Annotated in this window: 23 protein-coding genes; 15 read left to right on the top strand and 8 right to left on the bottom strand. The window is 36.7% G+C overall.

Going from position 1 to position 24,474, the window contains the following annotated elements; genetic code table 11:
• The first annotated feature begins 100 nt into the window (after nt 1–100).
• On the top strand, nt 101–2,248 hold the full coding sequence (locus tag JNUCC76_RS00395; RefSeq protein ID WP_454154934.1) for a peptide cleavage/export ABC transporter: 2,148 nt from the start codon (nt 101–103) through the stop codon (nt 2,246–2,248).
• Nucleotides 2,249–2,265: 17 nt separating this feature from the next.
• The gene (locus JNUCC76_RS00390) at nt 2,266–3,615 is read left to right on the top strand and encodes a bacteriocin secretion accessory protein (protein ID WP_454154932.1); all 1,350 of its coding nucleotides are present in this window, start codon (nt 2,266–2,268) and stop codon (nt 3,613–3,615) included.
• A gap of 819 nt (nt 3,616–4,434) precedes the next feature.
• Here JNUCC76_RS00390 and JNUCC76_RS00385 read toward each other — a convergent pair.
• Both JNUCC76_RS00385 and JNUCC76_RS00380 read right to left on the bottom strand, forming a co-directional pair.
• Complete coding sequence (locus JNUCC76_RS00385; RefSeq protein WP_454154930.1) at nt 4,435–4,560, bottom strand: putative metal homeostasis protein; 126 nt, start codon at nt 4,558–4,560, stop codon at nt 4,435–4,437.
• A 113-nt stretch (nt 4,561–4,673) separates the two neighbouring features.
• Complete coding sequence (locus JNUCC76_RS00380) at nt 4,674–5,051, bottom strand: SDR family NAD(P)-dependent oxidoreductase (RefSeq protein WP_454154928.1); 378 nt, start codon at nt 5,049–5,051, stop codon at nt 4,674–4,676.
• 881 nt (nt 5,052–5,932) lie between these two features.
• Between JNUCC76_RS00380 and trpX the strand changes: the two genes are divergently transcribed.
• The 4 genes from trpX (at nt 5,933) to JNUCC76_RS00360 (ending at nt 9,611) form a co-directional block, all read left to right on the top strand.
• Nucleotides 5,933–6,937, top strand: a complete 1,005-nt coding sequence (trpX, locus tag JNUCC76_RS00375; RefSeq protein WP_454154926.1) for a tryptophan ABC transporter substrate-binding protein — start codon at nt 5,933–5,935, stop codon at nt 6,935–6,937.
• A complete protein-coding gene (locus JNUCC76_RS00370) occupies nt 6,934–7,833 on the top strand; it encodes an ABC transporter permease (protein ID WP_454154924.1) in 900 nt (299 codons plus the stop codon). The genes trpX and JNUCC76_RS00370 overlap by 4 nt, the downstream gene beginning before the upstream one ends.
• On the top strand, nt 7,826–8,581 hold the full coding sequence (locus tag JNUCC76_RS00365) for an ABC transporter ATP-binding protein (protein WP_454154922.1): 756 nt from the start codon (nt 7,826–7,828) through the stop codon (nt 8,579–8,581). The genes JNUCC76_RS00370 and JNUCC76_RS00365 overlap by 8 nt, the downstream gene beginning before the upstream one ends.
• Nucleotides 8,582–8,696: 115 nt before the next feature.
• Complete coding sequence (locus JNUCC76_RS00360) at nt 8,697–9,611, top strand: lactate/malate family dehydrogenase (RefSeq protein ID WP_454154920.1); 915 nt, start codon at nt 8,697–8,699, stop codon at nt 9,609–9,611.
• Nucleotides 9,612–9,652: 41 nt separating this feature from the next.
• On the opposite strand, the gene JNUCC76_RS00355 is transcribed toward JNUCC76_RS00360, so the two are convergent.
• Genes JNUCC76_RS00355 through JNUCC76_RS00345 form a run of 3 tightly spaced genes read right to left on the bottom strand, consistent with a single transcriptional unit; the run spans nt 9,653 to nt 13,288 of the window.
• Nucleotides 9,653–10,609, bottom strand: coding sequence for an ABC transporter permease (locus JNUCC76_RS00355; RefSeq protein ID WP_031296082.1), 957 nt, complete (start codon nt 10,607–10,609; stop codon nt 9,653–9,655).
• Between the two features lies 1 nt (nt 10,610).
• Nucleotides 10,611–11,732, bottom strand: a complete 1,122-nt coding sequence (locus tag JNUCC76_RS00350) for an ABC transporter permease (RefSeq protein ID WP_454154917.1) — start codon at nt 11,730–11,732, stop codon at nt 10,611–10,613.
• Nucleotides 11,732–13,288 (bottom strand): ABC transporter ATP-binding protein, encoded by a 1,557-nt coding sequence (locus JNUCC76_RS00345; protein ID WP_454154916.1) that lies wholly within the window; start codon nt 13,286–13,288, stop codon nt 11,732–11,734. Before JNUCC76_RS00345 ends, JNUCC76_RS00350 begins: the two co-directional genes overlap by 1 nt.
• 362 nt (nt 13,289–13,650) lie before the next feature.
• Here JNUCC76_RS00345 and JNUCC76_RS00340 point away from each other — a divergent pair, with 362 nt between their 5' ends.
• The gene (locus JNUCC76_RS00340; protein ID WP_454154915.1) at nt 13,651–14,394 is read left to right on the top strand and encodes a helix-turn-helix domain-containing protein; all 744 of its coding nucleotides are present in this window, start codon (nt 13,651–13,653) and stop codon (nt 14,392–14,394) included.
• A 51-nt stretch (nt 14,395–14,445) separates the two neighbouring features.
• On the opposite strand, the gene JNUCC76_RS00335 is transcribed toward JNUCC76_RS00340, so the two are convergent.
• Nucleotides 14,446–15,204 (bottom strand): SDR family NAD(P)-dependent oxidoreductase, encoded by a 759-nt coding sequence (locus JNUCC76_RS00335; RefSeq protein WP_260342259.1) that lies wholly within the window; start codon nt 15,202–15,204, stop codon nt 14,446–14,448.
• Between the two features lie 71 nt (nt 15,205–15,275).
• A complete protein-coding gene (locus tag JNUCC76_RS00330; RefSeq protein WP_454156496.1) occupies nt 15,276–16,475 on the bottom strand; it encodes an MFS transporter in 1,200 nt (399 codons plus the stop codon).
• A gap of 262 nt (nt 16,476–16,737) precedes the next feature.
• Between JNUCC76_RS00330 and JNUCC76_RS00325 the strand changes: the two genes are divergently transcribed.
• On the top strand, nt 16,738–18,141 hold the full coding sequence (locus tag JNUCC76_RS00325) for a TrkH family potassium uptake protein (protein WP_454154913.1): 1,404 nt from the start codon (nt 16,738–16,740) through the stop codon (nt 18,139–18,141).
• Between the two features lie 27 nt (nt 18,142–18,168).
• Nucleotides 18,169–18,834: a potassium channel family protein gene (locus JNUCC76_RS00320; RefSeq protein WP_211637214.1), complete on the top strand. Its 666-nt coding sequence runs from the start codon at nt 18,169–18,171 to the stop codon at nt 18,832–18,834.
• Between the two features lie 9 nt (nt 18,835–18,843).
• Here JNUCC76_RS00320 and JNUCC76_RS00315 read toward each other — a convergent pair whose 3' ends face one another.
• On the bottom strand, nt 18,844–19,140 hold the full coding sequence (locus JNUCC76_RS00315) for a kinase (protein WP_072612861.1): 297 nt from the start codon (nt 19,138–19,140) through the stop codon (nt 18,844–18,846).
• 110 nt (nt 19,141–19,250) lie between these two features.
• On the opposite strand from JNUCC76_RS00315, the gene JNUCC76_RS00310 reads away from it, so the two are divergent.
• The 6 genes from JNUCC76_RS00310 to JNUCC76_RS00285 all read left to right on the top strand — a co-directional run bounded on the left by JNUCC76_RS00310 (nt 19,251) and on the right by JNUCC76_RS00285 (nt 24,471).
• On the top strand, nt 19,251–19,631 hold the full coding sequence (locus JNUCC76_RS00310) for a GTP-binding protein (RefSeq protein ID WP_454154911.1): 381 nt from the start codon (nt 19,251–19,253) through the stop codon (nt 19,629–19,631).
• Nucleotides 19,632–19,633: 2 nt separating this feature from the next.
• Nucleotides 19,634–20,140 (top strand): YbhB/YbcL family Raf kinase inhibitor-like protein, encoded by a 507-nt coding sequence (locus JNUCC76_RS00305; protein WP_454154909.1) that lies wholly within the window; start codon nt 19,634–19,636, stop codon nt 20,138–20,140.
• 124 nt (nt 20,141–20,264) lie between these two features.
• On the top strand, nt 20,265–21,305 hold the full coding sequence (gene argC, locus JNUCC76_RS00300) for an N-acetyl-gamma-glutamyl-phosphate reductase (protein WP_454154907.1): 1,041 nt from the start codon (nt 20,265–20,267) through the stop codon (nt 21,303–21,305).
• Nucleotides 21,306–21,349: 44 nt separating this feature from the next.
• Nucleotides 21,350–22,564, top strand: a complete 1,215-nt coding sequence (gene argJ, locus JNUCC76_RS00295) for a bifunctional glutamate N-acetyltransferase/amino-acid acetyltransferase ArgJ (RefSeq protein ID WP_272205537.1) — start codon at nt 21,350–21,352, stop codon at nt 22,562–22,564.
• Nucleotides 22,565–22,607: 43 nt separating this feature from the next.
• Nucleotides 22,608–23,342 carry an acetylglutamate kinase gene (gene argB, locus JNUCC76_RS00290; RefSeq protein ID WP_072612857.1) on the top strand — a complete coding sequence of 245 codons (735 nt, stop codon included), beginning with the start codon at nt 22,608–22,610 and terminating at the stop codon, nt 23,340–23,342.
• 10 nt (nt 23,343–23,352) lie between these two features.
• Nucleotides 23,353–24,471: an aminotransferase class III-fold pyridoxal phosphate-dependent enzyme gene (locus JNUCC76_RS00285; RefSeq protein WP_454154905.1), complete on the top strand. Its 1,119-nt coding sequence runs from the start codon at nt 23,353–23,355 to the stop codon at nt 24,469–24,471.
• Nucleotides 24,472–24,474: the final 3 nt, after the last annotated feature.

Raw genomic sequence — 24,474 nt, 5'->3', positions numbered from 1 at the left:
TTCAACACAAAATAGCAGCCAATTATGATCAATTAATAACAAAATACCATTCTCACTATAAAATAAACTTTTAAAGTTATTTTTATAGGAGCGCATAAGCATGAGAAAGTTTCATTATATATCACAACTTGAAGAAAAAGATTGTGGCGTAGCAGCACTAGCTATGGTTTTAAAGCGACACGGCTCAGATGTTTCATTAGCTAACATTCGCGAACGCTGTCAAACATCCTTATCAGGTACAACGGCGCTAGGCTTAGTGAAAGCCGCTGAATCATTTAATATGGATGTCCGTCCAATTCAAGCTGACTTGACCTTGTTCGACATAAAAGATTTACCTCTACCGTTTATCGTTCATGTTGAGAAAAAAGGTCAATATTTACATTATTATGTAGTGTACGGATTCACTAAAAACAAAGTTATTATTGCAGATCCAGATCCAACAGTTGGTAAAACCGCAATGACGTTACAGGAATTCTCCAAAGAGTGGACTGGTGTAGCATTGTTCATGTCGCCTTCACCCAAATATAAACCTTTTAAAGAAAATAAAAACAGTATCCTATCCTTTTTGCCAATTATTAGTCGACAAAAAGGATTAATTGCTAATATTGTCGTCGCTTCTTTGCTAGTCACTTTAATTAGTATTGCCGGTTCCTATTATATGCAACTAGTAATCGATGCTTATATTCCTAGTGCTATGTCTAACACATTAACCGTTGTTTCATTAGGGCTCATTGCCACCTATGTGTTACAACAGCTACTTAGTTTTGCTCGAACCTATTTGTTAACTATTATGGGACAACGATTATCGATTGAAGTCATACTTTCATACATACGTCACTTGTTCGAACTACCTGTTAATTTCTTTGCCACACGTCGAACAGGTGAAATTGTAACGCGTTTTAATGACGCCAATACCATTATTGATGCCATGGCAAATACAATTCTCTCACTTTTTTTAGATTTAGGTATCACGATAATTGTTGGCAGCGTTTTAGCAATTCAAAATACAAAGCTTTTTCTACTATCTCTGGTCTCTTTTCCTATCTACTTATTGATTGTCTACTGTTTCATGAGGCCATTTGAACGATTAAATCAAGAACAGATGGCAAGTAATGCAACGCTGAGCTCATCTATTATTGAAGACATCAATGGTATTGAAACCATAAAATCTTTGACAAGCGAGAAGACAAGCTATCAAAAAATTGATCGTGAATTTGTCGATTATTTAAAAAAGTCCTTTGCCCATCAAAAAAGTGAAGCCATTCAAAATAGTATTAAACAAGCAACTCAACTCATTATCAATGTACTCGTTTTATGGTTAGGCGCCAAGCTAGTGATTAGTAATCAAATTAGTGTCGGTCAGTTAGTTACTTATAATGCATTACTGGGCTACTTTACTGAACCTTTCCAAAATATTATTAACTTGCAGGCGAAATTACAAACGGCAACGGTTGCCAACCGACGATTAAACGAAGTTTATCTTGTAAAATCAGAGTTTAAAACATCAGAATCACAAGAACTTCATCATAACAACCCTCATAACATTACAGTTGACGACGTCAGCTATCAATATGGTTATCAAAAGAACATATTAGACCACTTTTCAATTAAAATTCCCTTTGGTGAAAAAATTGCTCTGGTCGGTGTTAGTGGTTCCGGTAAGTCAACATTAGCCAAACTCCTTGTTAATTTTATATCACCTAGTGCTGGAAACATTTTTATTGGTGAACAAAACATTAAACACGTTCAACGCCAAAATTTAAGACAACATATTCTTTATCTACCGCAAAACCCATACATATTTACTGGAAGCATATTAGATAATTTAACACTAGGCGCCCGTGAAAATACAACACAAGAAGACATCCTACATGCTGTTGAGCTTGCTGACATTAAAGACGACATCGAAAATATGCCACAGAGTTATCAAACCGAAATTTCAGAGGAAGGCGGCATGTCTGGAGGCCAAAAGCAGCGTATCGCTTTAGCTAGAGCCCTCCTTAGTAATTCTCAAATACTTATTTTGGATGAATCAACCAGTAATCTTGATGTCGCAACTGAAAAAAAGATTATTGATAATTTACTATCGCTTAAAAATAAGACAATCATTTTTATTGCACATCGCCTGACCATTGCTGAAAAAGTCCAACGCGTTATTCTACTTGAAAAAGGGATCATCAGTGAAGATGGTAGCCATGTTGAACTTATACATAAAAAATCAAAATACTATCATCTTGTAAAGCATTAATAATGGGAGGTACAACCATGTTTAACGAGAGGCTTTTAGAAAGCTCAGAATTTTATACTAAAAGATATCAAAACTTCACAACACTCATCATTTTTCCAACACTCATTCTTTTGGTCTTACTTATTTTGCTTGCTTGCCTTACGCATAAAGAAACAGTTATTAAAAGCACAGGAGAAATAGCACCGATTAAAACACTTAGAACGATACAATCCACAAGTAATAATCCCATCATTAAAAATGAATTACTTACAAAAAAGGAAGTCACTGCTGGAGATATCCTGATACAGTATCAAAATACTGAATCAGATACTAATTTACAATTACAAAAATCATCACTTAAAAATCTGCAAGAACATTTACAAGCACTCACAGTCTATAAAGACAGCATAAAACAGAATCAAAATTTATTTACTGATGACGATAACTATGGTTGTTCCACTTCATACCAAAGTTATCTTTTTCAACAACGCAGTCTGACGACAGACCATCAACAACAAGTCAATGACCAAGACCACGTCAAACAGCAAAAAGCGATTATATCAGAAGCTATAAATAAGAAAAATTCAGAGCTTAACCAGTACCAAGACCTGATTAATGCCATAATAAAAAACACAAGCCTATCACCTAAAAATGCCTACTACAACACCTTCTTAGACTACCAACATCAATCAAAAGAGTTACCAACTTCACAGGTAGATAAATTAAAAAATGAAACTGTAACTAATATTCAACAACAAATAGATGCAATAAATGATGCGCTAACTAGCTATAAAACACAATATGCCGGTTTTTCTTCCACCAATTTAGCAGAGGATGCGCTCACAAACAAGCTCAGCGAACTAAAATCACAACAACTAGCTTCTATTACCAAAGAATTAGAAACACTTAATCAAGAAATTGAACAGACCAAAATACAACACGTTGCAACAGAAACAAGTAGCAAAAATACTATCATCGCTACTGAATCTGGTACGGTCAATTTACTAATCAACAAAACAAAATTAACTAGTATTCCTCAAGGAACTAATGTTGCACAAATATATCCAAGTCTCAAAAAAATTCCTGACTTAAAAGTTAGTTTTTATATCTCTGCAAATGAAATTTCAGAGATAGTGGAAAATCAATCAATACGTTATCATTTAACAGAAAAAAATAGCAAACACATGGTGATACCAGGCAATATTACAAATATTCCTGCTAATCCTATTACAACAAAAGACGGTAATTTTTATCAGGTCAGTGCAATATTAAACTTACGTCCAAAAGACTATCAAAATATTCATTATGGACAAACTGGAACAGTTAGTATCATTACAGGGAAAAGCACTTGGATTTCGTACATTAAAAATACGTTGATTCATCAATAGCGTGCACAACCTAAAAAAACGTATCACCCTTTACTCAAGGCTGATACGTTTTTTGGATTCCTATACGCATTCTTTTAGCGTGATTGAAGGAATAGGACACAATCACAACATGATAATGAACCCCAATATCAATTGTTCTTTATCATCACAGACCACCATAATTGAAAAACATAGCCCCCTTGATATGTTTTTCAATTGTGGACCTATAACTATTCCAAAAATTTTTTATAGTGCAACAAATTTTCCAAAGTTGATCAATATAAAATCGTGATCTAACATACTAGCTTTTTCGAAAATTGTCCATCTCTTCCAATTTTGAAGATAGAACTACACATGCAAAGGTAATGAACTTGAATAAATAACGATTTCATTTCATATCCTTCTCCCCATTAGCTCACTGCAATAGCAAGAACACTTTATGATTCAAATTAAGTGTCCCAAGTATTAGACTGAATCACCATAAAAAAGTTCTATGGCACATGCACATTATCACCTGAAATGTATTTTTTCAAAATCAATTCATACAATTCCCCAATTATAAACAACAATCAGCACGATTACGATCAATCTAAATTTCAAAACATAAACAAAAACATCAGATGATTTTGATAATTATCCCTTCTAATGTGATTTGATGTTTTTCATCCTCCCTTTAAAATTTGTTGTATTTTAATCTATATAACAATAACTATATACACTTGATTTAGTTCTTCTACTTCAATAACATAAACGGTTATAAAAATGCACTAAACGGTTATAAAATATGCGCCCAATCAAAAAAGCATCATAATATACGATGCCTTTGAACATATTGAACAACTATTTAATTTTTTGTGACTTTTTAGCCTTGATTTCTTTTAATAATTTCAAAGCACGGTCTCTTGTCTTCGCGTTCGGACTTTTTAATCGTCGGTATGCACTGCTTAAATCATTTTTTTCTGCCATTATTTTTTCCTTTTCAATAAATAGTAACAATTACTTTTAATTATAGTAATTATTACTATTTAAGTCAATAGAATAATAACAACCGGTTCATTAATCCACAATATAATCCGTTCCTAATAAGTAGTTATCTTACTCAAGTATGGTGCCAAAATTTTTTCTGCTGTTTTTAAATTATACTTCTTAATTATCAAGCAGTACTGTTTTACCATTTTTATCAAAAAATAATGTGGCAATAGATTCACATGGATATTTTCAATCGCATTCCGTGGGAGAACACCTGCACTATGAATTAGCACGTCAATATGTGAAAACTGCCTTTTAATCTCATCAATCACACCCTTATGTTCAGCTTCGTTGGATAGATCGCCGATAATTACTTTAACATTATTTCCCAGCTTCTTCTGAGCTACATGGGCTTTATATTCATGACGACCAACAATAATCATGTTATGTCCTTCGTTTGCTATTTCTTTAGCAATGGCAATTCCCACCCGTCATAACAATATTTTCATCAACATTCTCCTTAGAATAATCTTTTTATAGGATACAGTAACCTAAATATAACCTCCTAATGAACAGAAACATGATACACGTCTGCAAAATTAATTTTAAAATTTCCTCTTGTCGTATTAAAAAATCACGGCTACATATTTCATCTAAAATTTGTTGTAACATGATGTGGTCATTTTGAAATCGATAAGCTGTTTCGCACAATTCATTAAAAATTCGTCAAATAGTCTCTCATGACATAAGTCATCTAAGATTAACGACACAGCACTAAATATTTGAATCATGCTACTCAACTGAATATCTGTCTGTCCTCTTTCAAATTTAGAAATCATACTACGCGACAACCCTGTCACTCGTACTCAATTATTGACTTCTAAAAAAGCATTGACCAAATCATTCATATGACTTTCTTTTAGTTAGTTCTTTTTACGTTGGCAATAAACATAATATTTTTATCTTTATTATATCCATAAATATTGCTTATTCTTTCAGTTTTTCTTAAGAGAAAAACTTTTAGGCATTCTATACTATTTTAAAAGGACACATACTGATACATTTTTTATTTTAAAAAAACTATTGACAACTCATCAAATTCTTAGTATTCTTATTTCATAAACAACTCGGAGATAATTATGCAAAATTTAGTTACACAACTTAACAATGCTTGGTGGCGTCGGTAAAGTCAGCTTTTCGGTAACGGATAAAGCTGATGTTTAAAACATTTGTTTTATCCATACCGACTATTTTTTGTAACAATCGAGTCTGTATGGAAATATGCCATGCAGACTTTTCTTTTGACCTTGAAAAGCCTTGCGTGGCTGAACAAGGTCATTTTTATTTTAGAGAGAATTTGGAGAATATCATGAACAAACGTCTTCTATCAACGATTGCGGTTATTGTTACGTTTCTGATTGTAGCTTTTGTAGTCACTAGCAAACCATCTAAACAAGAACACAAATCAACATACGTGCCCACAGTCGGTATCTTACAACTAGTTACACATCCAGCCTTAGATCAAATTCACCATGGCGTCGTTGCTGGGCTAAAGTCTCAGGGCTACTCCGGTAAAAAAATTAAAATTGACTATCAAAATGCCCAGTCTGATCAATCAAATTTAAAAACAATGTCTCAAAAATTCGCAAATGAAAATGCTGATTTAACGGTAGGCATTGCCACGCCAGCTGCCCTATCATTAGCCAAAACAGCTGATGGTAATAATCCGGTTATTCTAGCCGGAATTACTGATCCTACAGGGTCTGGATTAGTCAAAACAACACAACGCCCGGGAAATAATGTAACTGGTGTTTCTGGTGACTCTCCTCTGCAGCAACATTTAGATGTGGTTCAACAAGTCGTTCCCAAAGCTAAAACATTAGGTATTATTTACACAACATCAGATCATGGTGGTGAATATAATGCTAAAAACATGGAAAAGCTGGCTAAAAAAGCAGGCTACACTGTTAAAATGTACACTATTTCAACAACTAACGATATGCAACAAGTTGCCGAAACAATGGCCAGCCAAGTTGATGTTATCTATGCACCACAAGATAACGGCGTTGCAAGTGCTATGAAAACACTCATTAACGTCACCAACCAAGAAAAAATCCCAGTTATCCCTGCCGTGGATACTATGGTGAAGGATGGTGGAATCGCCACTATATCTGTTAGCCAGTATGATATAGGTTATCAAGCCGGTGTCATGGCCGGACAAGTCTTAAAGGGTAAGAACACTGCAACCTACCCTGTCAAAACCATTACTAAGGGTGAAATGACCATTAACTTAAAACAAGCTAAACTGCTCGGCATTACTTTGCCAAAGAGCATGGTTAAGGAAGCTGAAACTAAAGGAGAAGTCTTCAAATGAGTATGATTGTATCTAGTATCGGGCAAGGCCTCCTATGGGCAGTGCTTGGCGTCGCATTGTTTCTTACATTTCGAATTTTAAACTTTCCAGATATGACTGTTGAAGGCTCTTTCCCCTTAGGTGCGTCAACAGCAGTAGCGATGATTGCTCATGGAATTGATCCATTTATCGCGACCATTGCCGCCTTCTTAGTTGGCACAGTTGCTGGGTTAATCACTGGGTTACTTTATACCAAAGGAAAAATTCCTATCCTCTTATCTGGTATCTTAGTCATGACGGCAACATTATCTATTAATCTCCGTATTATGGGTTCAGCAAATATCTCATTGCTAAATCAAAAGTCAATTTTCTCTATCAAAATATTGCAACACTTACCAAAATATTTTGACTCTGTTTTCTTAGGCTTGGTTATTATTGCTGTAATCACAGCAGGATTAATCTTTTTCTTGCAAACCGAATTAGGACAAGCCTTTATTGCTACCGGTGACAATCCTAACATGGCTCAATCAATTGGAATTCAAACGGACCGCATGACAATCATGGGACTAATGTTGTCCAATGGTCTTATCGCTTTTGGAGGCGCTGTTATCGCACAAAATAATGGTTATGCTGACATCAACATGGGTATTGGCATTATTGTTATTGCTTTAGCTTCAATTATAATCGGCGAAGTTGTTTTCGGTGAATTAACACTAAATGAGCGTTTAGTCGCTGTTATTGTCGGTTCTATTCTATACCGTTTAGTCCTATTAGCTGTCCTTCGACTTGGTTTTTCTACTAACGACATCAACCTTATTTCAGCTCTCGTCTTAGCTGTTGCTATGATTTTACCGCAACTACGCCATGCGCTGAATCTCGATAAAATAATTAAGAAAGGTGTTACGCCACATGACTAAACCAGTTTTCTCTCTTAAAGACGTCATTGTCACAGTTGGGGATAGTATTCAAATACTAAAGTCAATTAATTTCGATATTTACGATGGAGATTTCATCACCGTTTTGGGCACTAACGGTGCTGGTAAGTCAACACTATTTAACACTATTGCAGGTAACCTATCAGTAGCATCTGGTGAAATTTTGCATAACGGTAATAATATTGCTCATGAAACTGCCGTTAAGCGCACAAATTACATTGCTCGTGTCTTTCAAGATCCTAAGATGGGTACTGCGCCTAGAATGACGGTCGCTGAAAATCTACTTCTTGCCGAAAAGCGAGGCAGCAAGCGTACGTTACGAAGTCGTGGATTAACACAAAAAAAATTGACTGAATATGCTGAATTAACCAAGGTCATGGGCAATAATTTAGACCGTCGTCTTAATACAGCAACCGGTGATCTGTCCGGTGGTCAGCGTCAAGCACTAAGTTTTCTAATGGCTACACGTGTTAAACCAGAACTACTTTTGTTAGATGAACATACCGCCGCACTTGATCCCAAAACATCTGAGCAGCTGATGTTTGCAACAAATGAGCAAGTTACTGCAAATAATCTGACTGCCTTAATGATTACACACAATTTAGCCGATGCGCTGAAATATGGCAATAGGTTGATTATTTTAAATGCCGGTAATATTGTACTTGATGTGCGCGATGACGAAAAAAAAGCCCTTGATGAGACGCAAATTTTAAAATACTTTGTCAGTTAATTTTTAACTTACCAAAACAGCAGTGACACTGAGACAGTCCCACTGCTGTTTTCATTTACACTAATTATGTGTATAATCTAATTTATAACACATAATATATTAACGAGGTACTCACATGAGAAAAATAGGTGTTGTTGGCATTGGACATGTTGGTGTAACGGTAGCCCACATCATTATTGCGCAAGGATTAGCAGATGAAATTGTTTTAGTGGATAAAAATCCAGAAAAACTTGCATCTGAAGGGCTCGATTTTCGTGATGCTGCCAGTCTATTAGATCATCATGTTGAAGTACACGCTGGAACAGCAAAAGACTTAGCAGACGCTGAAGTTGTTATTTCTGCTTTAGGACACATCGAACTGATTAAGCCTGGTGGCGATCGTTTTACAGAACTAAAAGCTAATACCCCAGAGGTACAACAGGTTGGATCTGACTTAAAGCAAGCTGGCTTCAATGGTGTGCTCATTGTTATCTCAAATCCTGTTGACGTTATTACTGGTATCTATCAAAAAGCAACTGGCCTCCCAGCGAATCAAGTTTTTGGCACTGGAACTTACCTAGATACTGCACGCTTAAAACGTGCATTAGGTGATACATTAGCAATTGATCCTCGCGGAATTAGTGGTTATATGCTTGGAGAACACGGCGATTCACAGTTTGCCGCTTGGTCTACCGTTAAGGCATTAGGAAAAAATGCGGATGAATTGGTTAAGCTATACGATATTAATCTAGATAAAGTTGCAGAGGCTGCACGTGTTGGCGGCTTTACCGTTTTTGCCGGTAAAAAATATACGAATTTTGCCATTGCTCATGCTGCTGTTTCTCTTGCAAACTTAGTTCTATCCAATGCACGCAGAGAAGCCATCGTTTCTCACTATGATGAGCGTTTTGAAGGATATATTTCTACGCCAGCCATTATTGGCCGTGATGGTGTAACTGCTGAATTTGATCTACAACTTACCGATGACGAAAAGGTGCTACTACAAACATCAGCTAATGCAATTGCTGAGAAAACAGCAGCTTACTTATAAATAAAAAAAGCGAATCAAAAGATTCGCTTTTTTTATGTTATTTAGGCTGCTTTAATATAGTTAACACCATCAGCCTTAGGCGGACGTGTTTTACCAAAGAAGAACACAAGCACAATAATTGTAAGTACGTATGGTGCTATTTGCAACCAAATTGAAGGCACATTTTTCAATCCTGGTAATTGTGCACCAATCACAGCAAGTGATTGTGACAAACCAAAGAACAATGAAGCCCCCAAAGCACCTAACGGATTCCAACGACCAAAAATCATTGCGGCCATCGCCATAAAGCCTTGTCCAACAATTGTACTAGCTGAATAGTTTAATGAAATTGACTGTGCTACAACTGCACCACCAATGCCACCAAGCAATCCAGAAATCATCACACCAGAATAACGCAAACGTGCAACATTTAAGCCAAGTGTATCGGCAGCTTGTGGATTCTCACCAACCGAGCGCAGACGTAAACCAAACTTTGTTTTAAATATAATATACCATGATATTCCAGCAACAAGAATTGCTAACCAAGCTGGTCCAGATGTTTTTTCAAAGAATAATTGCCCTAATACTGGAATTTTTGATAATCCGGGAACCGTGGCATAACCAAAGTCCTGCCCAATGGATTCCGTTTGACCTTTACCATACAAGACTTTGATAAGGAAAACACCTAAAGCTGGCGCCATCAAATTAATAACAGTTCCAGAAATGATATGATCCGCACGCAACGTTACTGTAGCAACAGCATGAATTAGTGAAAAAACAACCCCAACGATGGCACCAGCTAGCAGGCCTAACCAGGGTGTGGCAGCACCAAGTTGTCCAGCAAATGTTAAGTTAAAGACGACCGCTGCAAAAGCGCCCATTCCCATAATTCCTTCCAACCCGACGTTAACGACACCTGAACGTTCGGAAAAAGTTCCTCCAATTGAAGTAAATATCAGCGGTGCTGAATAAACTAATGTACTAGATATAACAAGTGATAACATCGCCATGAGTGACATTTTATTCACCGCCTTTCTGATGATTTGCTTTTGCCGCTTTTTTATCGGCTGCCTCTAATGCCGCTTTTTCGTCCATAGCCTTAATTCGTTTTTGAATTAATAGAATTAAATAGCGAACACCCACAAAGAAAATAATTGAGGCTGTAACGATATCTACCAACTCAAATGGCACACCAGAAGACATTGGCATTCCTAATCCACCAATTTTCAATACAGAAAATATTGCGGCAGCGCCAAGAATACCGAGGTAAGAACCACCACCAAGCAAAGCAACAGCCATACCATCAAATCCAATTGATGGTGAACCATTTTGCGTAAAGAAGTTCAGATAATTACCAAGTCCCTCAATGGTTCCCGCTAAACCTGCCAAACCTCCAGATATTGCCATAGCTATTGTAGCATTGCGCTTTGCTGACATACCAGCATATCTAGCCGCATCAGGGTTTAAACCAACAGCACGAATTTCAAAACCAAGCGTTGTTTTCTTCATAACAAACCAAACAACAATAATCATTGCTAAAGCAATAAATATTCCCGCTGAAATGCTTGAACCTTGCGTTAAGTCAGTCAACCATTTCATCTGGAGAGATGCATTGGCACCAACTTGTTTGGTTGTTTCTGCAGACTCCTTAATATTTTTAGACATCGTATTTTGCAAGATATCATTTCCCAAAAAGAGGAAAATATAATTCATCATAATCGTCACAATCACTTCACTAGCACCAAACTGTGCGCGTAGCCAACCAGGAATGAACCCAGCAATTGCGCCCAGCCCAGCTCCAATGATTAACGCGCTTGGTATCATGATGATAGCTGACATATCAGGGAAACTCAAAGCATACCAAACTGCCCCAACCCATCCGGCTAAAGCTTGACCTGACAAACCAATATTGAAGAATCCGGCAGCCGAAGCGACTGCAAAGCCTAATGCTGTCAAAATCAAAGGCGTCATTTGCGTCAATACACCACCAATGTCCTGCATTGAACCAAATGCCGAACCAAGCAGCGCAACATAACCAGAAATTGGGTTATAGCCGAATACTAACATAATCACTGCGCCGACAATTAAACCGAATAAAACAGAAAACATTGCCACAGAAAGGTTATTCTTTTGTGCAATCATTAGGATTTCACCTCTTCTTTCAATGCCGCACGAGCTTCTGTTAAACTCATACCTGTCATCAATAACCCAAGCTCTTGCTTATTTGTATCTTGAGCATCAACTATTCCGACAATTTTACCGTCATTAATAACAGCGATACGGTCTGATAAGTTAAGAATTTCATCTAACTCAAAACTAACAACCAATACGGCCTTACCAGCTGTACGTTGTGCGATTAAACGTTGATGGATATATTCAACCGCTCCAACATCCAACCCACGGGTTGGCTGAGCAGCAATCACGAGATCATTATCACGATTTAATTCGCGTGCAACTACAGCTTTTTGTTGGTTTCCACCCGACATTGAACCCGCGGTCACATGAATATTGGCAGCTCGCACATCAAATTCCTGAACTAATTTATCAGCTAATTTATCCATTTCAGCAGGTTGCAAGACACCCGCTTTTGAAATGGGTTGTTTATAGTACGTTTGTAATGACAAGTTTTCAGACAACGTCATTTCAACTTCCATACCAAAACGCAATCTATCTTCAGGAATATGACCAACACCCGCTTCAGTAATATGACGCGGCTTTTTATTGGTAATATCCTCTCCTTTTAGCTTAACATGTCCTGCTTGTACCTTTGTTAATCCAGTAATTCCTTGGATTAATTCTGTTTGCCCGTTCCCATCGATACCAGCTAAACCAACAATTTCACCTGCTCTCACATCAAGCGAAAAGTTTTTAACAGCAGCAACATGGCGCGCATCCTGAACTTCTAGGTTATCAATAGATAATACAACTTCACCGGTTTGAGCTATCTCTTTTTCCGTTTTAAAGCTGACTTCACGGCCAACCATTAAATCAGCTAGTTCTTGAGAAGATACACCAGCAACTGGGAAAGTATCAATTGATTTACCTGAACGAATGACTGTCACCGTATCAGCAGCAGCTCGTATTTCGTCAAGTTTATGCGTAATCAAGATAATTGATTTACCCTCTTGTGCTAAATTATGCATAATGGCAATTAGCTCATCAATTTCTTGTGGTGTTAAAACTGCTGTTGGTTCATCAAAAATCAAAATATCAGCGCCACGATAAAGGGTCTTTAATATTTCGACACGCTGTTGTTGACCAACTGATATATCAGAAATCTTAGCCATTGGATCAACTGATAAACCATATTGATCTGACAAGGCTTGTATTTTCTTAGCAGCAGTTTTAGTGTCTAAGGACAATCCTTTTGTCACTTCTGAACCGAGAATAATATTTTCTGTTACAGTAAAAGCATCAATTAACATAAAATGTTGATGCACCATTCCAATGCCTAAAGCATCGGATTTTGAGGGTGAATCAACTGATACTTTCTCCCCATTAATCAAGATTTCGCCACTAGTAGGCTGTAATAATCCTGTCAAAATATTCATTAATGTTGATTTCCCTGCACCGTTTTCACCAAGTAACGCGTGAATTTCACCTTGTTGGACTTGTAGGTTAATGTCATCATTGGCCGCAAAATCACCAAATTTTTTGATAATATGTCGCATTTCAATGACTGGTGTTGATTCGGTCATATACTCTCTGCTTCTTTCTATATAGGTTGTAAAAATTCCGCGGACAAAAACTGTTCGCGGAATTTTCCTTAAATAATATTATACCATGTTCTCTAAACACGTATGTTGCAATCATTTTACCTATTGATTAGAGTAAATTAAGGTGATTCACGTCTTATATAGTAATATCCCTCCTAAAGGTGACTAATAACATTGAGAATGTATACTTTTTTCAAAACAAAATAAAGTTATTGTACCAAAATATTTATGAAAATAGCATTATGTAAAATTTTCATTTTTTGTATTCTTTTTTTAAAATATATATGATTACTCTCCCTTTTGTTATATGATAGAAATAAATAATTTACCACTTGGAGAAACTAATGGATATTGGCGATAAAATTAAGAATCTCCGTAAAAATCGCGGATTAACGCAACAACAATTTGCTGAAAAACTGTATATTTCTTTTCAATCTGTCTCCAATTGGGAGCGACGTAAAGGTCATCCAACCACAGAAATGATGCTAACGATTATTGAAAAATTTGACTTGCCTTTGGACTTTTTTATTACTCAGCCTACTACTACAAATGAAAACAGTGAGGAAGATTTGATCTTATCAACCTTTTTAAAAAGTATGTTAGATAGCTGGGATGAGGCACCTAGTTTTGAAAAGTTACAACTTATGTCTGGTGTACCAAAGCAACGTATTAAATATTATTTTCCATCATACGACGATTTATTTTATGCAATCATTAATAAAGTAGATCAAAACATTAAGATAAGAGTTGAGCATAGTTTATCAACCAATTCGGATGTTATATCAGTGTTTATCAATGACATGGCACCAATGCTGTATGGCAAAAAAGAGGAGTTACATATTTTGTACACTCGACCTTATATTAGTGGCATTTGGACACAATTCATTAAATCAAAGTACATGTCTTTGATTATAGAATACAATCCCACTTTAAATGCTGAAGGTTTATCTATTAAATATCTAATTGAAATGCTTACTACTTTTATTTCAGTTTGGATGAGTCAAGAAACCACCGAGCCATTAGAAAAATTTCAATCTCGCATGAAAAAATATCTAGCACATAACTCAATGTCATTATGGTCAGACTAAAAAAGCTAAGAACTATTCATCTAGTTGCTTAGCTTTTTTATTGAACAAAAATTATTGAACTGGTTGTCCACTATAAATTTCAAACCCACCCGATACAGGAATGTTTTCTCCAGTAATTGATTCAGATTCAGATGATGCCAAGAAGTATATTACTCTGGCCACATCTTCTGGCTCCGTTAATTTGTGAAGAGGGCTTGCATCCTCAAATTTTTTAATGACTTCTGCAGGATTTTTTTGGAACATTGGTGTATTTGTTGGTCCTGGGTTAACATTGTTCACTCGAATATTATATTTCCCATAATCAAGTGCCATTGATCGGACCAAGTTGACCACTGCTCCTTTAGCAGCGTTATATGAAGCCATGTTGTAATCGCCCATTAATCCAGAAATGGAAGCTGTATTAACAATTGTTCCTTGACGCTGTTCTATCATCGATGGAACAAACTCGCGGGTCATGAGATAAATTGACTTAACATCAACATTCATAATGCGATCCCAATCTCGTTCCTCTACTTCATGCACGGCGCCTTTAACAAATATACCTGCATTATTAATAATGCTTTGCACTGAATGAAACTTTTTGAAAGTTGCATTCTTTAAATCAATAACCGATTCTGAACTAGAAACATCTGTCTTATGAAAAAAAACTCGGTCTGCAGAATACTTTTGGACCAACTCTGATTCAACCTTTTTGCCAGAAGTTTCATCATAATCAGCCATTACTACATTCCAACCATTTTTTAAAAATAATTTAGTCGCACTAAGCCCCATACCTGAAGATGCACCAGTTATCACAACTGTGTTTGTCATAATTTAAAACCCTCCATTAATAAAATTATAAAACAACAAATAATACAACCAATCTTACACTTAACTCTGAACTAACTCAAACGTCGCCGCGAATAATAAAAATTAAAGACAACAATGAATAAATTCAAACCAGCGACAACCAACAAACTTAACATAATACCCTGAAGATGTTGTGCGGCAAATATACCTGTTACTATTGGCATGATAAAAAATGCTATACTACCAAAGAAAAAGTAAAGCCCTGTCAAACGCCCAGCAAAGTTTGGGTCAGATGCAATCAATTGGCTTAATCCTAATTGTAGTGTTCCTCCTGCGGCTGAAAATCCAAAAATAAAGCACCCAATGCTAGCACTGACAGGCTCACGACTTAGGACAACAATAATTAATCCAAATATTGTGCCTAATGCCGTCATTATTAACAATATTTTTTCATTAAACCAACCGCGATTTGTTAGCAAAAACAGCGTTCCAACACCAATTAGTGATCCAATACTGTAAAAAGACATTAAAACATGCGAACTAACGGTGGAAAAAGATTGAACAACATGAAAATAACGCGTAACCCATTGCGTAAAATGAATCATCACCCACATGGCACTGAAACCATAAACCATAAATAATATTTTAGTGATATTCCAATTCCACGTACCTTCACTTTTGGTGTCAACTATACTTTTACGTGTTTTAATTGGATAAAAACTCTCAGGATTAATTGACGTCATAATTAATAAATTAATTATTAGAATTCCAGCAGCTACCCAAAATAACCAGCCAAACCAAATATGACGATCAATTAAGGCCACTAAAATAATTGGCAATATTCCTTCTCCCAATGAAATCATAGCTTTAATAAGTACATTGCCACTCGATTTACCATGATTCATCTCTAACAACGACGGATAAGCTACAGAATCTAATGCTGCATTAGCTAAACCTGCCAGTGTTGTTACAATGACAGCCAAGAATAACGTGGTTGTCAATGGTAAAATAGTAAAAAATATAAGGTACATGAGCATTGCAAGGATTAGTAATTTTTTTCTATCCACATGATCAGATAATTCACCTAAAATTGGATAAGCAATCAACTTTCCAATACCAATAGCTGAAACAACAGCTGTTGTCCCTGCTATTGAAGCATGCCATAGTCCACTTAATTGTTGTACGGTTTGAGCCAAAATAATCAGAGCAAATCCTTGAACAATATAGGTTAAATAAATAGCAAGACGTACTTTAATACTATTTATTCCAACTCTTCTATCTGTGTATTTCATCATAAACGATAAGGTCCCCTTTTAAATAAACACCAATCCTAAAGAGCAATAAACTGGTATTATATTTATAAAAATCTAACGATTTTATCATAATTTTTCGAACATTTTATCTTAACATTAGTTAAGTTAATTGTAAACAGAAATTTTAGTACTTACTGCTCACCAAAATTAACCGATTTTATAACACACAGTGTATAATTAAACAAAGGCAATATGTTGTAAAATAACATTTTATCTTTAAGAGGAATACAACAAACGAAATATGTCTAGAAAAATCGATTTACCAACTGCAGCTGAAATGCAAAAATTCCATGACCAATCACGGCGTCATAATTTTTGGTCACGTATATCAATGCCACAACGTCTGTCGTTGGGCTTTTTAACAGTCATCACAATTGGTGCATTGTTATTGATGCTACCCTTTAGTTATCATGGTAATGTTGGTCATACTTTTATGGATGGATTATTCACAGCCACTTCGGCTGCATCAGTAACCGGCCTTACCGTAGTTGACACTGCACAACATTGGACGACTTTCGGCCAGATTGTTATTATGATTCTAATTGAAATTGGTGCACTCGGTTTCATGTCATTCTCTGTGTTGCTATTTACCGCCACCAGGAAACAAATGGACTTAAAAAGTAAAATGATGGTTCAGGAGGTTTACAACTTAGAAAGCCTTTACGATACACGTGTTGTTTTTGGATATGTCATCAAATTATCAGTCATTATTCAGACTATTGGCGCTGTATTACTGGCTCCCTTTTTTATAAATGATTTTGGTTGGAAACGCGGTGTATTTTATGCAGTTTTTCATGCCATTTCAGCGTTTGGTAATTCAGGATTTTCAATTTTGCCACAAGGAACTGCAGCATATAATAATGAACCGTGGATTCTTTTAATTATCGCTGCACTTATTATTGCTGGATCACTTGGGTTTCTTGTATGGCGTGATTTGCTATTGTATCGAGCAACTCATCATCTTACACTGCATTCCAAGCTAGCACTTGTTATGACCGGTGTATTGATTGTTGGTGGCTGGCTACTATTCGAATTAACTGAACGAAATATTAATTCTGCTCAAAGTGTTCTACCCATTAATCGAGTGTTTGATACACTATTTATGTCTATTTCATACCGAACTGCTGGTTTTGCGCAATTCAGTTTTGATTCAATGAGTTCAGCAACTGTACTATTAACAATGATGTTAATGTATATCGGTGGTACACCCGGATCAACTGCTGGTGGTATCAAAACAACCACCTTAGGTGTATTAATTTTACAAACACATGCCGCTTTACGCGGTAAGAAAGACGTTGTTTTTTCACATCGTCGCTTATCACATGAAAATATTGTTCGAGCATTGTTACTAGTATTCGTATCATTAGTGTTTTTGGGTATTCTTTCTTTCCTATTAATGCTTACTCAAACCCACGCTGAACACTTTGGTCTAGAGTATGTGATTTTTGAAGTTGTTAGTGCATTCGCTACGACCGGATTAACACTGGGACTAACACCACACTTAACAACATTTGGTCAGATTATTATCATGTTGGCTATGTTTATCGGACGTGTTGGTATCTACACTGTTATGTTTTCAATTTTGAATGTACATGATGATAAGGCACCTTTCCGTTACCCAGAAGAATCCGTTATCATTGGATAACATAAGCAATAATTAGGAGTAAATATTATGAGGCAAACTTATGCAATTATAGGGCTGGGCCGCTTTGGTGGTGCTCTTTTGGAAACATTGGTTGCTAACGGTCAAGATGTATTAGGAATTGATATTAATGAAGAACACGTCAATGATTATCGTGACGTCGCAACACAGGTCGTCATTGCTGATGCACAGGAAGATGAGGTTTTACGTAAGCTAGATATTGCTAGCTTTGATCATATCGTGATTGCTATTGGCCATAATATGCAGGCTAGCATTTTGGCAACTATTAATGCCAAAGATTTAGGTGCCAAAAACGTGATTGCTAAAGCTGAAAATCGAACACATTTACGTGTTTTAACAAAAATAGGCGCCGATGTTGTTGTGCAACCCGAACGCGAGATGGGCGAACGAGTAGCACGCAAACTTCTTGCGCCTAACATGTTGAATTTTATTGAGCTATCTGATGACTATTCCATGGCCGAAGTTCAAATTGTTAATCCTGCATTTTACGGTCGATCCATTAGCAACCTGAACATTCGAAAAAAATTCGGGCTAAATGTTATAGCTGTTCGTCATGACGGTGATGTTATTGTCGCCCCTGACTCAACCTACAAACTCCACGAAAAAGATATTGTTTCCGTTGTCGGACCAAAAGATATGGTCGATGATTTTGACCAATTAACGAACAATAAATAAATCAAAAGGTTATTCTTCTTCATCAATTTTATTGATTTTGTCAAAAACTCGAAACAAGTTATCCATTTCTGTTAGTCGATATTTTTTAGAGTGGCGGTCAAAAATGATTTCAGATTTTATTGGTTCACCAATTTGTAAATCATGCAAAAACGTGCGAATTTCAGAGATATCTCGTTGTACAGTTTTTCGACCAATAAAAAACATATCTTCGATTTCTTCAATTGAGAGCGCTCGATGACTTATCAATGCTGAATAAAGACGCAAAATACGTTGTTTGTCATTAAATACCGTTTTATGTGCTGCCATAATTTTCCCCGATTCAAAAACTATTTTTATTGTATCAGATAAAACGTTTGTTCGCCATTAAACGAACATGAAAAATTATTATATATTTATACTTGAAAGGATTACGAATTATGTCTTTCTTTAACATTTTCAAAAAGAAAAAAACGACAGAAAAAAATATTGAAGCAGCAAATGAGGCGATTACTTGGGAAAACACGACCAATGCATCTGACTTTTTTGAGGGGTATAATATAGCTATAACTGACCTTGAGTCTAACGGTGAAGTTGCCGCAGCCGAGACCCTCCGTGCTGATAAAACACAACTCCAGCTTGATTTTATTGAACGATTCGAAAACGAAATACGCTCAAAAACTGCTGGCATACAAGACGTAGATACCCGCACAAAGATTGTTATTGATGCCATTTCATCCATTCGTAAATATAATTCTGAAATGCCCATCGCTGTTCGCACACGTTTGGCACAGGCCAAGAAAAACTTAATAGGAGAATGATCATGAAGATAGATGTCACACTTGATAACGGTTTTATACCAGATAAATATGCAAAATATGCACCTGTTGATTATCGTACCAACGATATGCCAACCACTAATTTCCCAGTCGAAATATCCAACACGCCGGCTGGCACCCAATCATTGTCTGTCAGTTTAATCGACTATGATGCCGTTCCTGTATGCGGATTCCCCTGGATTCACTGGTTAGCGGCAAACCTCCCTGTAACTAATATTCCTGAAAATCTTCGTGCTACCAAACGCGGTACATTTGGTACAAATTCAACTTGGCATGATGTGCAAAAGTTAGGACATCCAGCTAATGCTAGCCTAAATCAATCTTATATTGGCCCAATGCCTCCTGATAAGGCTCATAACTACACACTAACTGTATTCGCCTTAGACACTAAATTGGACCTGCAGGACGGATTTTTCCTCAATGAATTACGTTCCAAAAGTATGGAACACGTACTTGATATAGCAATTCTTGAATTACCTGCACGAGCTTAACACTTCGTATGAAGTGTTTTTTTATGCATTAAATTTAAAATATCCAATTTTGTTTTGCATATTTATTGTATTTAAATGCTTATTGGTTTAATATTTAAAACATCAAACACAAGGAGGGCACACCATGACAGACAAAATTATAAAAATTGCTATCGTTGGCATTACAGGATACGGCGGTCTTGAATTATTGCGACTGCTTTACAATCACCCTAATGCCAAGGTTGTGTCCATACATAATACTCAAACAGAAAATGCTGACATTAGCGAACAGTTTCCGCATCTAAAATCAATGTATAATTTAACGCTCACAGCATTCGATCCAATGCATATTATGCAGGAAGCGGATCTTGTATTTTTTGCAACATCCAGCGGTGTTTCCAAAAATTTAGCCCAGGACTTTATTCAAGCTAAATTCCCCGTCATTGATTTGTCTGGTGATTTCCGTCTTCCCGCTGATATTTATAAAAAATGGTATAAAAAAGAACCAGCCTCTGATGAAATCATTCAACAGGCACACTATAGTTTAGCTGATTTTTATGACAATAAAACAACCTACATTGCTAATCCTGGTTGTTATGCAACGTCCACACTTCTTGCTCTTGCCCCTCTTGCACAAAAACAGCTGCTTGATAAAGATAACATCATCATTGATGCTAAAAGCGGATTATCTGGTGCTGGCAAATCCCTAACGTTAGCGAGTCATTTTGTTAACGTTAATGAAAACTTCAGCATGTATAAGGCCAACCATCATCAACACATTCCTGAAATTACCCAGCAACTGCAACAATGGCAACCCGATATTGCTCATATTCAATTCACCACATCCCTACTACCAATTAATCGCGGCATTTTTATCAGTGCTTATGTCAAGATAAACGACGACAGTCAGGCCGAAAAAATTCAAGAATTATACACCGCAACGTATGCAAATAAGCAATTTGTCCGTGTCATGCCTAAAGATCAATTACCAAGCATCAAACAGGTTATCGGTACTAACTTTACTGATATTGGCCTAACTTACAATCCTGATACCAAATACCTCACCATTGTTAGTGTTCTTGACAATATGATTAAGGGGGCTGCTGGACAAGCTATCCAAAACATGAATCATTTGTTTGATCTAGAGGAAAGCACAGGACTTCATTTGATTGCTCAATACGCATAATATTCATTATACTAACGTCTAAAAATATACTTAGGAAAGTCCTTATGACAGAATTATTAAATCAAATTACAACAGTATCAACAGCTGACATTGCTGCTCCTATAGGATTTCACGCGGATGGTCAACACGTTGGCCTCAAGCACAAATCAAAAGATCTTGGTTGGATTTACAGTGACGTGATAGCTAGCGTGGCCGGCGTTTTTACCACGAATCAAGTGCAGGCCGCTCCAGTTCAACTGGATAAAAAAACGATTCAAAATGGTCAATTGCAAGCCATTATTGTTAATTCTGGAAATGCTAATGCTGTCACTGGTAGCATTGGTATGGCACACGCAGAATCTATGCAAGAGTTTACTGCACAACAACTAAATATCGATACCAGCCTGGTTGGTGTCGCTTCTACCGGTATTATTGGTAAAGTACTGCCAATCGATCAAATTATCAACGGCATCAAACAGTTAAAGATTGATGGTGACACAAACGGATTTGCGCACGCTATTATGACTACTGATACTAAGGAAAAGTCAATTACCATTCAATCCACTATTCAGGGCAAAATTGTCACAATGAGTGGTGTAGCAAAAGGTTCAGGCATGTTGCATCCGAATATGGCTACCATGCTTGGATTTATAACGACCGATATTAACATTGATGCCAAACTTTTACAGCAAGCGCTTTCAGAAGATGTTGAGACAAGTTTTAATCAAATTACAATCGATGGTGACACATCAACTAATGATACTGTCTTAGTAATGGCAAACGGGTTGGCTGGTCATAAAATGATTGAGGATCATACAGCTGAATATGAACAATTCAAAAACATGTTACACACGGTAACCACGGCACTTTCGATTGCTATTGCTAATGATGGTGAAGGCGCGACTAAATTAATTGCTGTTGCTGTAAATCACGCGCAAAGTGCTCTTGATGCGCGAATGGTTGCTAAAAAAATTGTCGGCTCATCATTAGTAAAAACGGCTATTTTTGGTAAAGATCCTAATTGGGGCCGCATTATCGCTGCTATTGGAGCCAGCAATGTCGATCTTAACCCAAATCTTATTGATATTAGCATTAATCAAATCGCTGTATTAGTAAATGGTACCCCTGCTGTTTTTGATACCGATGCCATGGCAGAAAAACTTGAGGAGCATGACATTCACATTGATGTTGATTTACATGCTGGTACTGAATCCGGTTGTGCTTGGGGTTCAGATTTAACATACGAATATGTAAAAATTAATGCACTTTATACAACGTGAGAATTCATTCTCATCTTGTTCGTTTTATGGGAGATAAAGTCTAATGAAAAAAATAGTCATCAAAATTGGTGGCAATGCCGCCACTCAACTCACACCTGCCTTTTTTGATACTATCAAATTTTGGCAAAAACAACATTATAAAATTGCGATTGTTCATGGCGGTGGTGACACTATTTCTGCCTTAATGTCACAACTTAATGAACCTGTTCAAAAGATAAACGGTATTCGTTTTACTACACAAAATGGTATCAACATTACAAAAATGGCACTCCTGGGTCAGGTACAACCTGCGCTACTTGAAGCTTGCCGTGTCAATGGTCTATCTGTAATTGGATTAAATGCTGCAAGTGATCAACTGTTAACTGGTCACACCATTGATCAAGACACATTCGGATATGTTGGTAACATTCACCAAGTGAATACTAAATTAATTCATAACCTTTGGGAAAAAAATCTCGTTCCTATTATTGCTCCGATGGCAATTACCAATAATGGTCAGTGGTTAAATGTTAATGCGGATCACGCAGCGACAGCACTGGCTAAATATCTAAAGGCTGATGAGTTATATCTATTAACAGATGTTTCTGGTGTGAAAATTAAGGGAAATATTTTACAAAATCTAACTTCCAAAACGATGGAAGAATTACAAAAAACACAGATGATTACCGGTGGCATGATTCCAAAAGTAAATAGTGCCTTATTTGCAGCACGTCATGGCGTGCACGCTGTTCATATTACAAATACAGTCACCCATCCCGGTACTATTGTCACAATTTGAGGTATATCACATGACGCTATTTCCAAACTATCAACGTGCCCCACTAACATTTAAGAAAACTAAAAATGCCACCTGGACGGACGGTAAGAACAATGAGTACACAGACCTATCCAGTGGCATTGGTGTCTATAATGTTGGCGCAAATAATGATGCTGTTGAGTCAGCACTTATTGCTCAAGCTAAAGCAATCTGGCACTTGCCTAATTTATACGAAAATGAATTGCAAGAAACTGTGGCAGCAAAATTAGGTGGTGAAAATTATACCACTTATTTTGCTAACTCAGGAGCGGAAGCTAACGAAGCCGCAATTAAGTTAGCCCGTTTAGTCACTAAGCGGAAAACAATCATTACTTTCAAAAACTCCTTTCATGGTCGTACTTATGGTGCTATGTCAGCAACTGGACAAGATAGTATTCATTACGGATTACCTATGTTAGATGGGTTCCAGTATGCAGAATTTAATGACATTAACAGTTTAAAAGAAATCCTTAATAAAGACGTTGCTGGTGTAATGCTTGAGCTTGTTCAAGGCGAAGGAGGTGTCATTCCTGCGCGTCAAGATTTTGTTACAGAACTAATTCAAGTAGTTCATGATAATGGGTCTTTAATCATGATTGATGAAGTACAGACTGGCATGGGACGCACGGGAAAAAAATTTGCATTTGAAAACTATCATTTTCAACCGGATATTTTTACGAATGCCAAAGCATTGGCTAACGGTGTTCCTGTAGGCGCAATGCTTGCTAAAAACGAATTTGCCAGTTCATTTTCATATAATGCACATGGTTCAACATTTGGTGGGAATCCACTGGCTATGAGTGCTGCTAGTGCAACGCTAGACGAATTATCTTTAATCTTGCCTAGTATTTCAGAAAAAATTAATCTTTTTTGGCAGGAATTGGCAGCCTTCAAAGAGTTAAGTAGCGTTGTTGAAGTACGTGGACTTGGTATGATGGCCGGTATTGAATTAAATATACCTGTAAAGCAAGTTGTTGCTGACTTATTGGATGAAAAAATTGTTACCTTGGGTGCCGGACATAATACGCTTCGTTTGTTACCGCCACTGACAATATCAGAATCACAGCTCACAACAGCACTACAAAAAATTAAGCAGTCACTTTCGCAATAAACT

It is taken from the genome of Leuconostoc sp. JNUCC 76 (genome assembly GCF_053667755.1).
This window is presented reverse-complemented; position numbering and strand designations above follow the sequence as displayed.

What these genes read in the sequence shown, in the direction of transcription:
- JNUCC76_RS00305 (WP_454154909.1), top strand. Translation starts at nt 19,634, where the DNA reads ATGAAGATAGATGTCACACTTGATAACGGTTTTATACCAGATAAATAT.
- JNUCC76_RS00360 (WP_454154920.1), top strand. Translation starts at nt 8,697, where the DNA reads ATGAGAAAAATAGGTGTTGTTGGCATTGGACATGTTGGTGTAACGGTA.
- JNUCC76_RS00345 (WP_454154916.1), bottom strand. Translation starts at nt 13,288, where the DNA reads ATGACCGAATCAACACCAGTCATTGAAATGCGACATATTATCAAAAAA.
- argJ (WP_272205537.1), top strand. Translation starts at nt 21,350, where the DNA reads ATGACAGAATTATTAAATCAAATTACAACAGTATCAACAGCTGACATT.
- trpX (WP_454154926.1), top strand. Translation starts at nt 5,933, where the DNA reads ATGAACAAACGTCTTCTATCAACGATTGCGGTTATTGTTACGTTTCTG.
- argC (WP_454154907.1), top strand. Translation starts at nt 20,265, where the DNA reads ATGACAGACAAAATTATAAAAATTGCTATCGTTGGCATTACAGGATAC.
- JNUCC76_RS00365 (WP_454154922.1), top strand. Translation starts at nt 7,826, where the DNA reads ATGACTAAACCAGTTTTCTCTCTTAAAGACGTCATTGTCACAGTTGGG.
- JNUCC76_RS00370 (WP_454154924.1), top strand. Translation starts at nt 6,934, where the DNA reads ATGAGTATGATTGTATCTAGTATCGGGCAAGGCCTCCTATGGGCAGTG.
- JNUCC76_RS00385 (WP_454154930.1), bottom strand. Translation starts at nt 4,560, where the DNA reads ATGGCAGAAAAAAATGATTTAAGCAGTGCATACCGACGATTAAAAAGT.
- JNUCC76_RS00340 (WP_454154915.1), top strand. Translation starts at nt 13,651, where the DNA reads ATGGATATTGGCGATAAAATTAAGAATCTCCGTAAAAATCGCGGATTA.
- JNUCC76_RS00330 (WP_454156496.1), bottom strand. Translation starts at nt 16,475, where the DNA reads ATGAAATACACAGATAGAAGAGTTGGAATAAATAGTATTAAAGTACGT.
- JNUCC76_RS00320 (WP_211637214.1), top strand. Translation starts at nt 18,169, where the DNA reads ATGAGGCAAACTTATGCAATTATAGGGCTGGGCCGCTTTGGTGGTGCT.
- JNUCC76_RS00325 (WP_454154913.1), top strand. Translation starts at nt 16,738, where the DNA reads ATGTCTAGAAAAATCGATTTACCAACTGCAGCTGAAATGCAAAAATTC.
- JNUCC76_RS00395 (WP_454154934.1), top strand. Translation starts at nt 101, where the DNA reads ATGAGAAAGTTTCATTATATATCACAACTTGAAGAAAAAGATTGTGGC.
- JNUCC76_RS00350 (WP_454154917.1), bottom strand. Translation starts at nt 11,732, where the DNA reads ATGATTGCACAAAAGAATAACCTTTCTGTGGCAATGTTTTCTGTTTTA.
- JNUCC76_RS00285 (WP_454154905.1), top strand. Translation starts at nt 23,353, where the DNA reads ATGACGCTATTTCCAAACTATCAACGTGCCCCACTAACATTTAAGAAA.
- argB (WP_072612857.1), top strand. Translation starts at nt 22,608, where the DNA reads ATGAAAAAAATAGTCATCAAAATTGGTGGCAATGCCGCCACTCAACTC.
- JNUCC76_RS00355 (WP_031296082.1), bottom strand. Translation starts at nt 10,609, where the DNA reads ATGTCACTCATGGCGATGTTATCACTTGTTATATCTAGTACATTAGTT.
- JNUCC76_RS00390 (WP_454154932.1), top strand. Translation starts at nt 2,266, where the DNA reads ATGTTTAACGAGAGGCTTTTAGAAAGCTCAGAATTTTATACTAAAAGA.
- JNUCC76_RS00335 (WP_260342259.1), bottom strand. Translation starts at nt 15,204, where the DNA reads ATGACAAACACAGTTGTGATAACTGGTGCATCTTCAGGTATGGGGCTT.
- JNUCC76_RS00310 (WP_454154911.1), top strand. Translation starts at nt 19,251, where the DNA reads ATGTCTTTCTTTAACATTTTCAAAAAGAAAAAAACGACAGAAAAAAAT.
- JNUCC76_RS00315 (WP_072612861.1), bottom strand. Translation starts at nt 19,140, where the DNA reads ATGGCAGCACATAAAACGGTATTTAATGACAAACAACGTATTTTGCGT.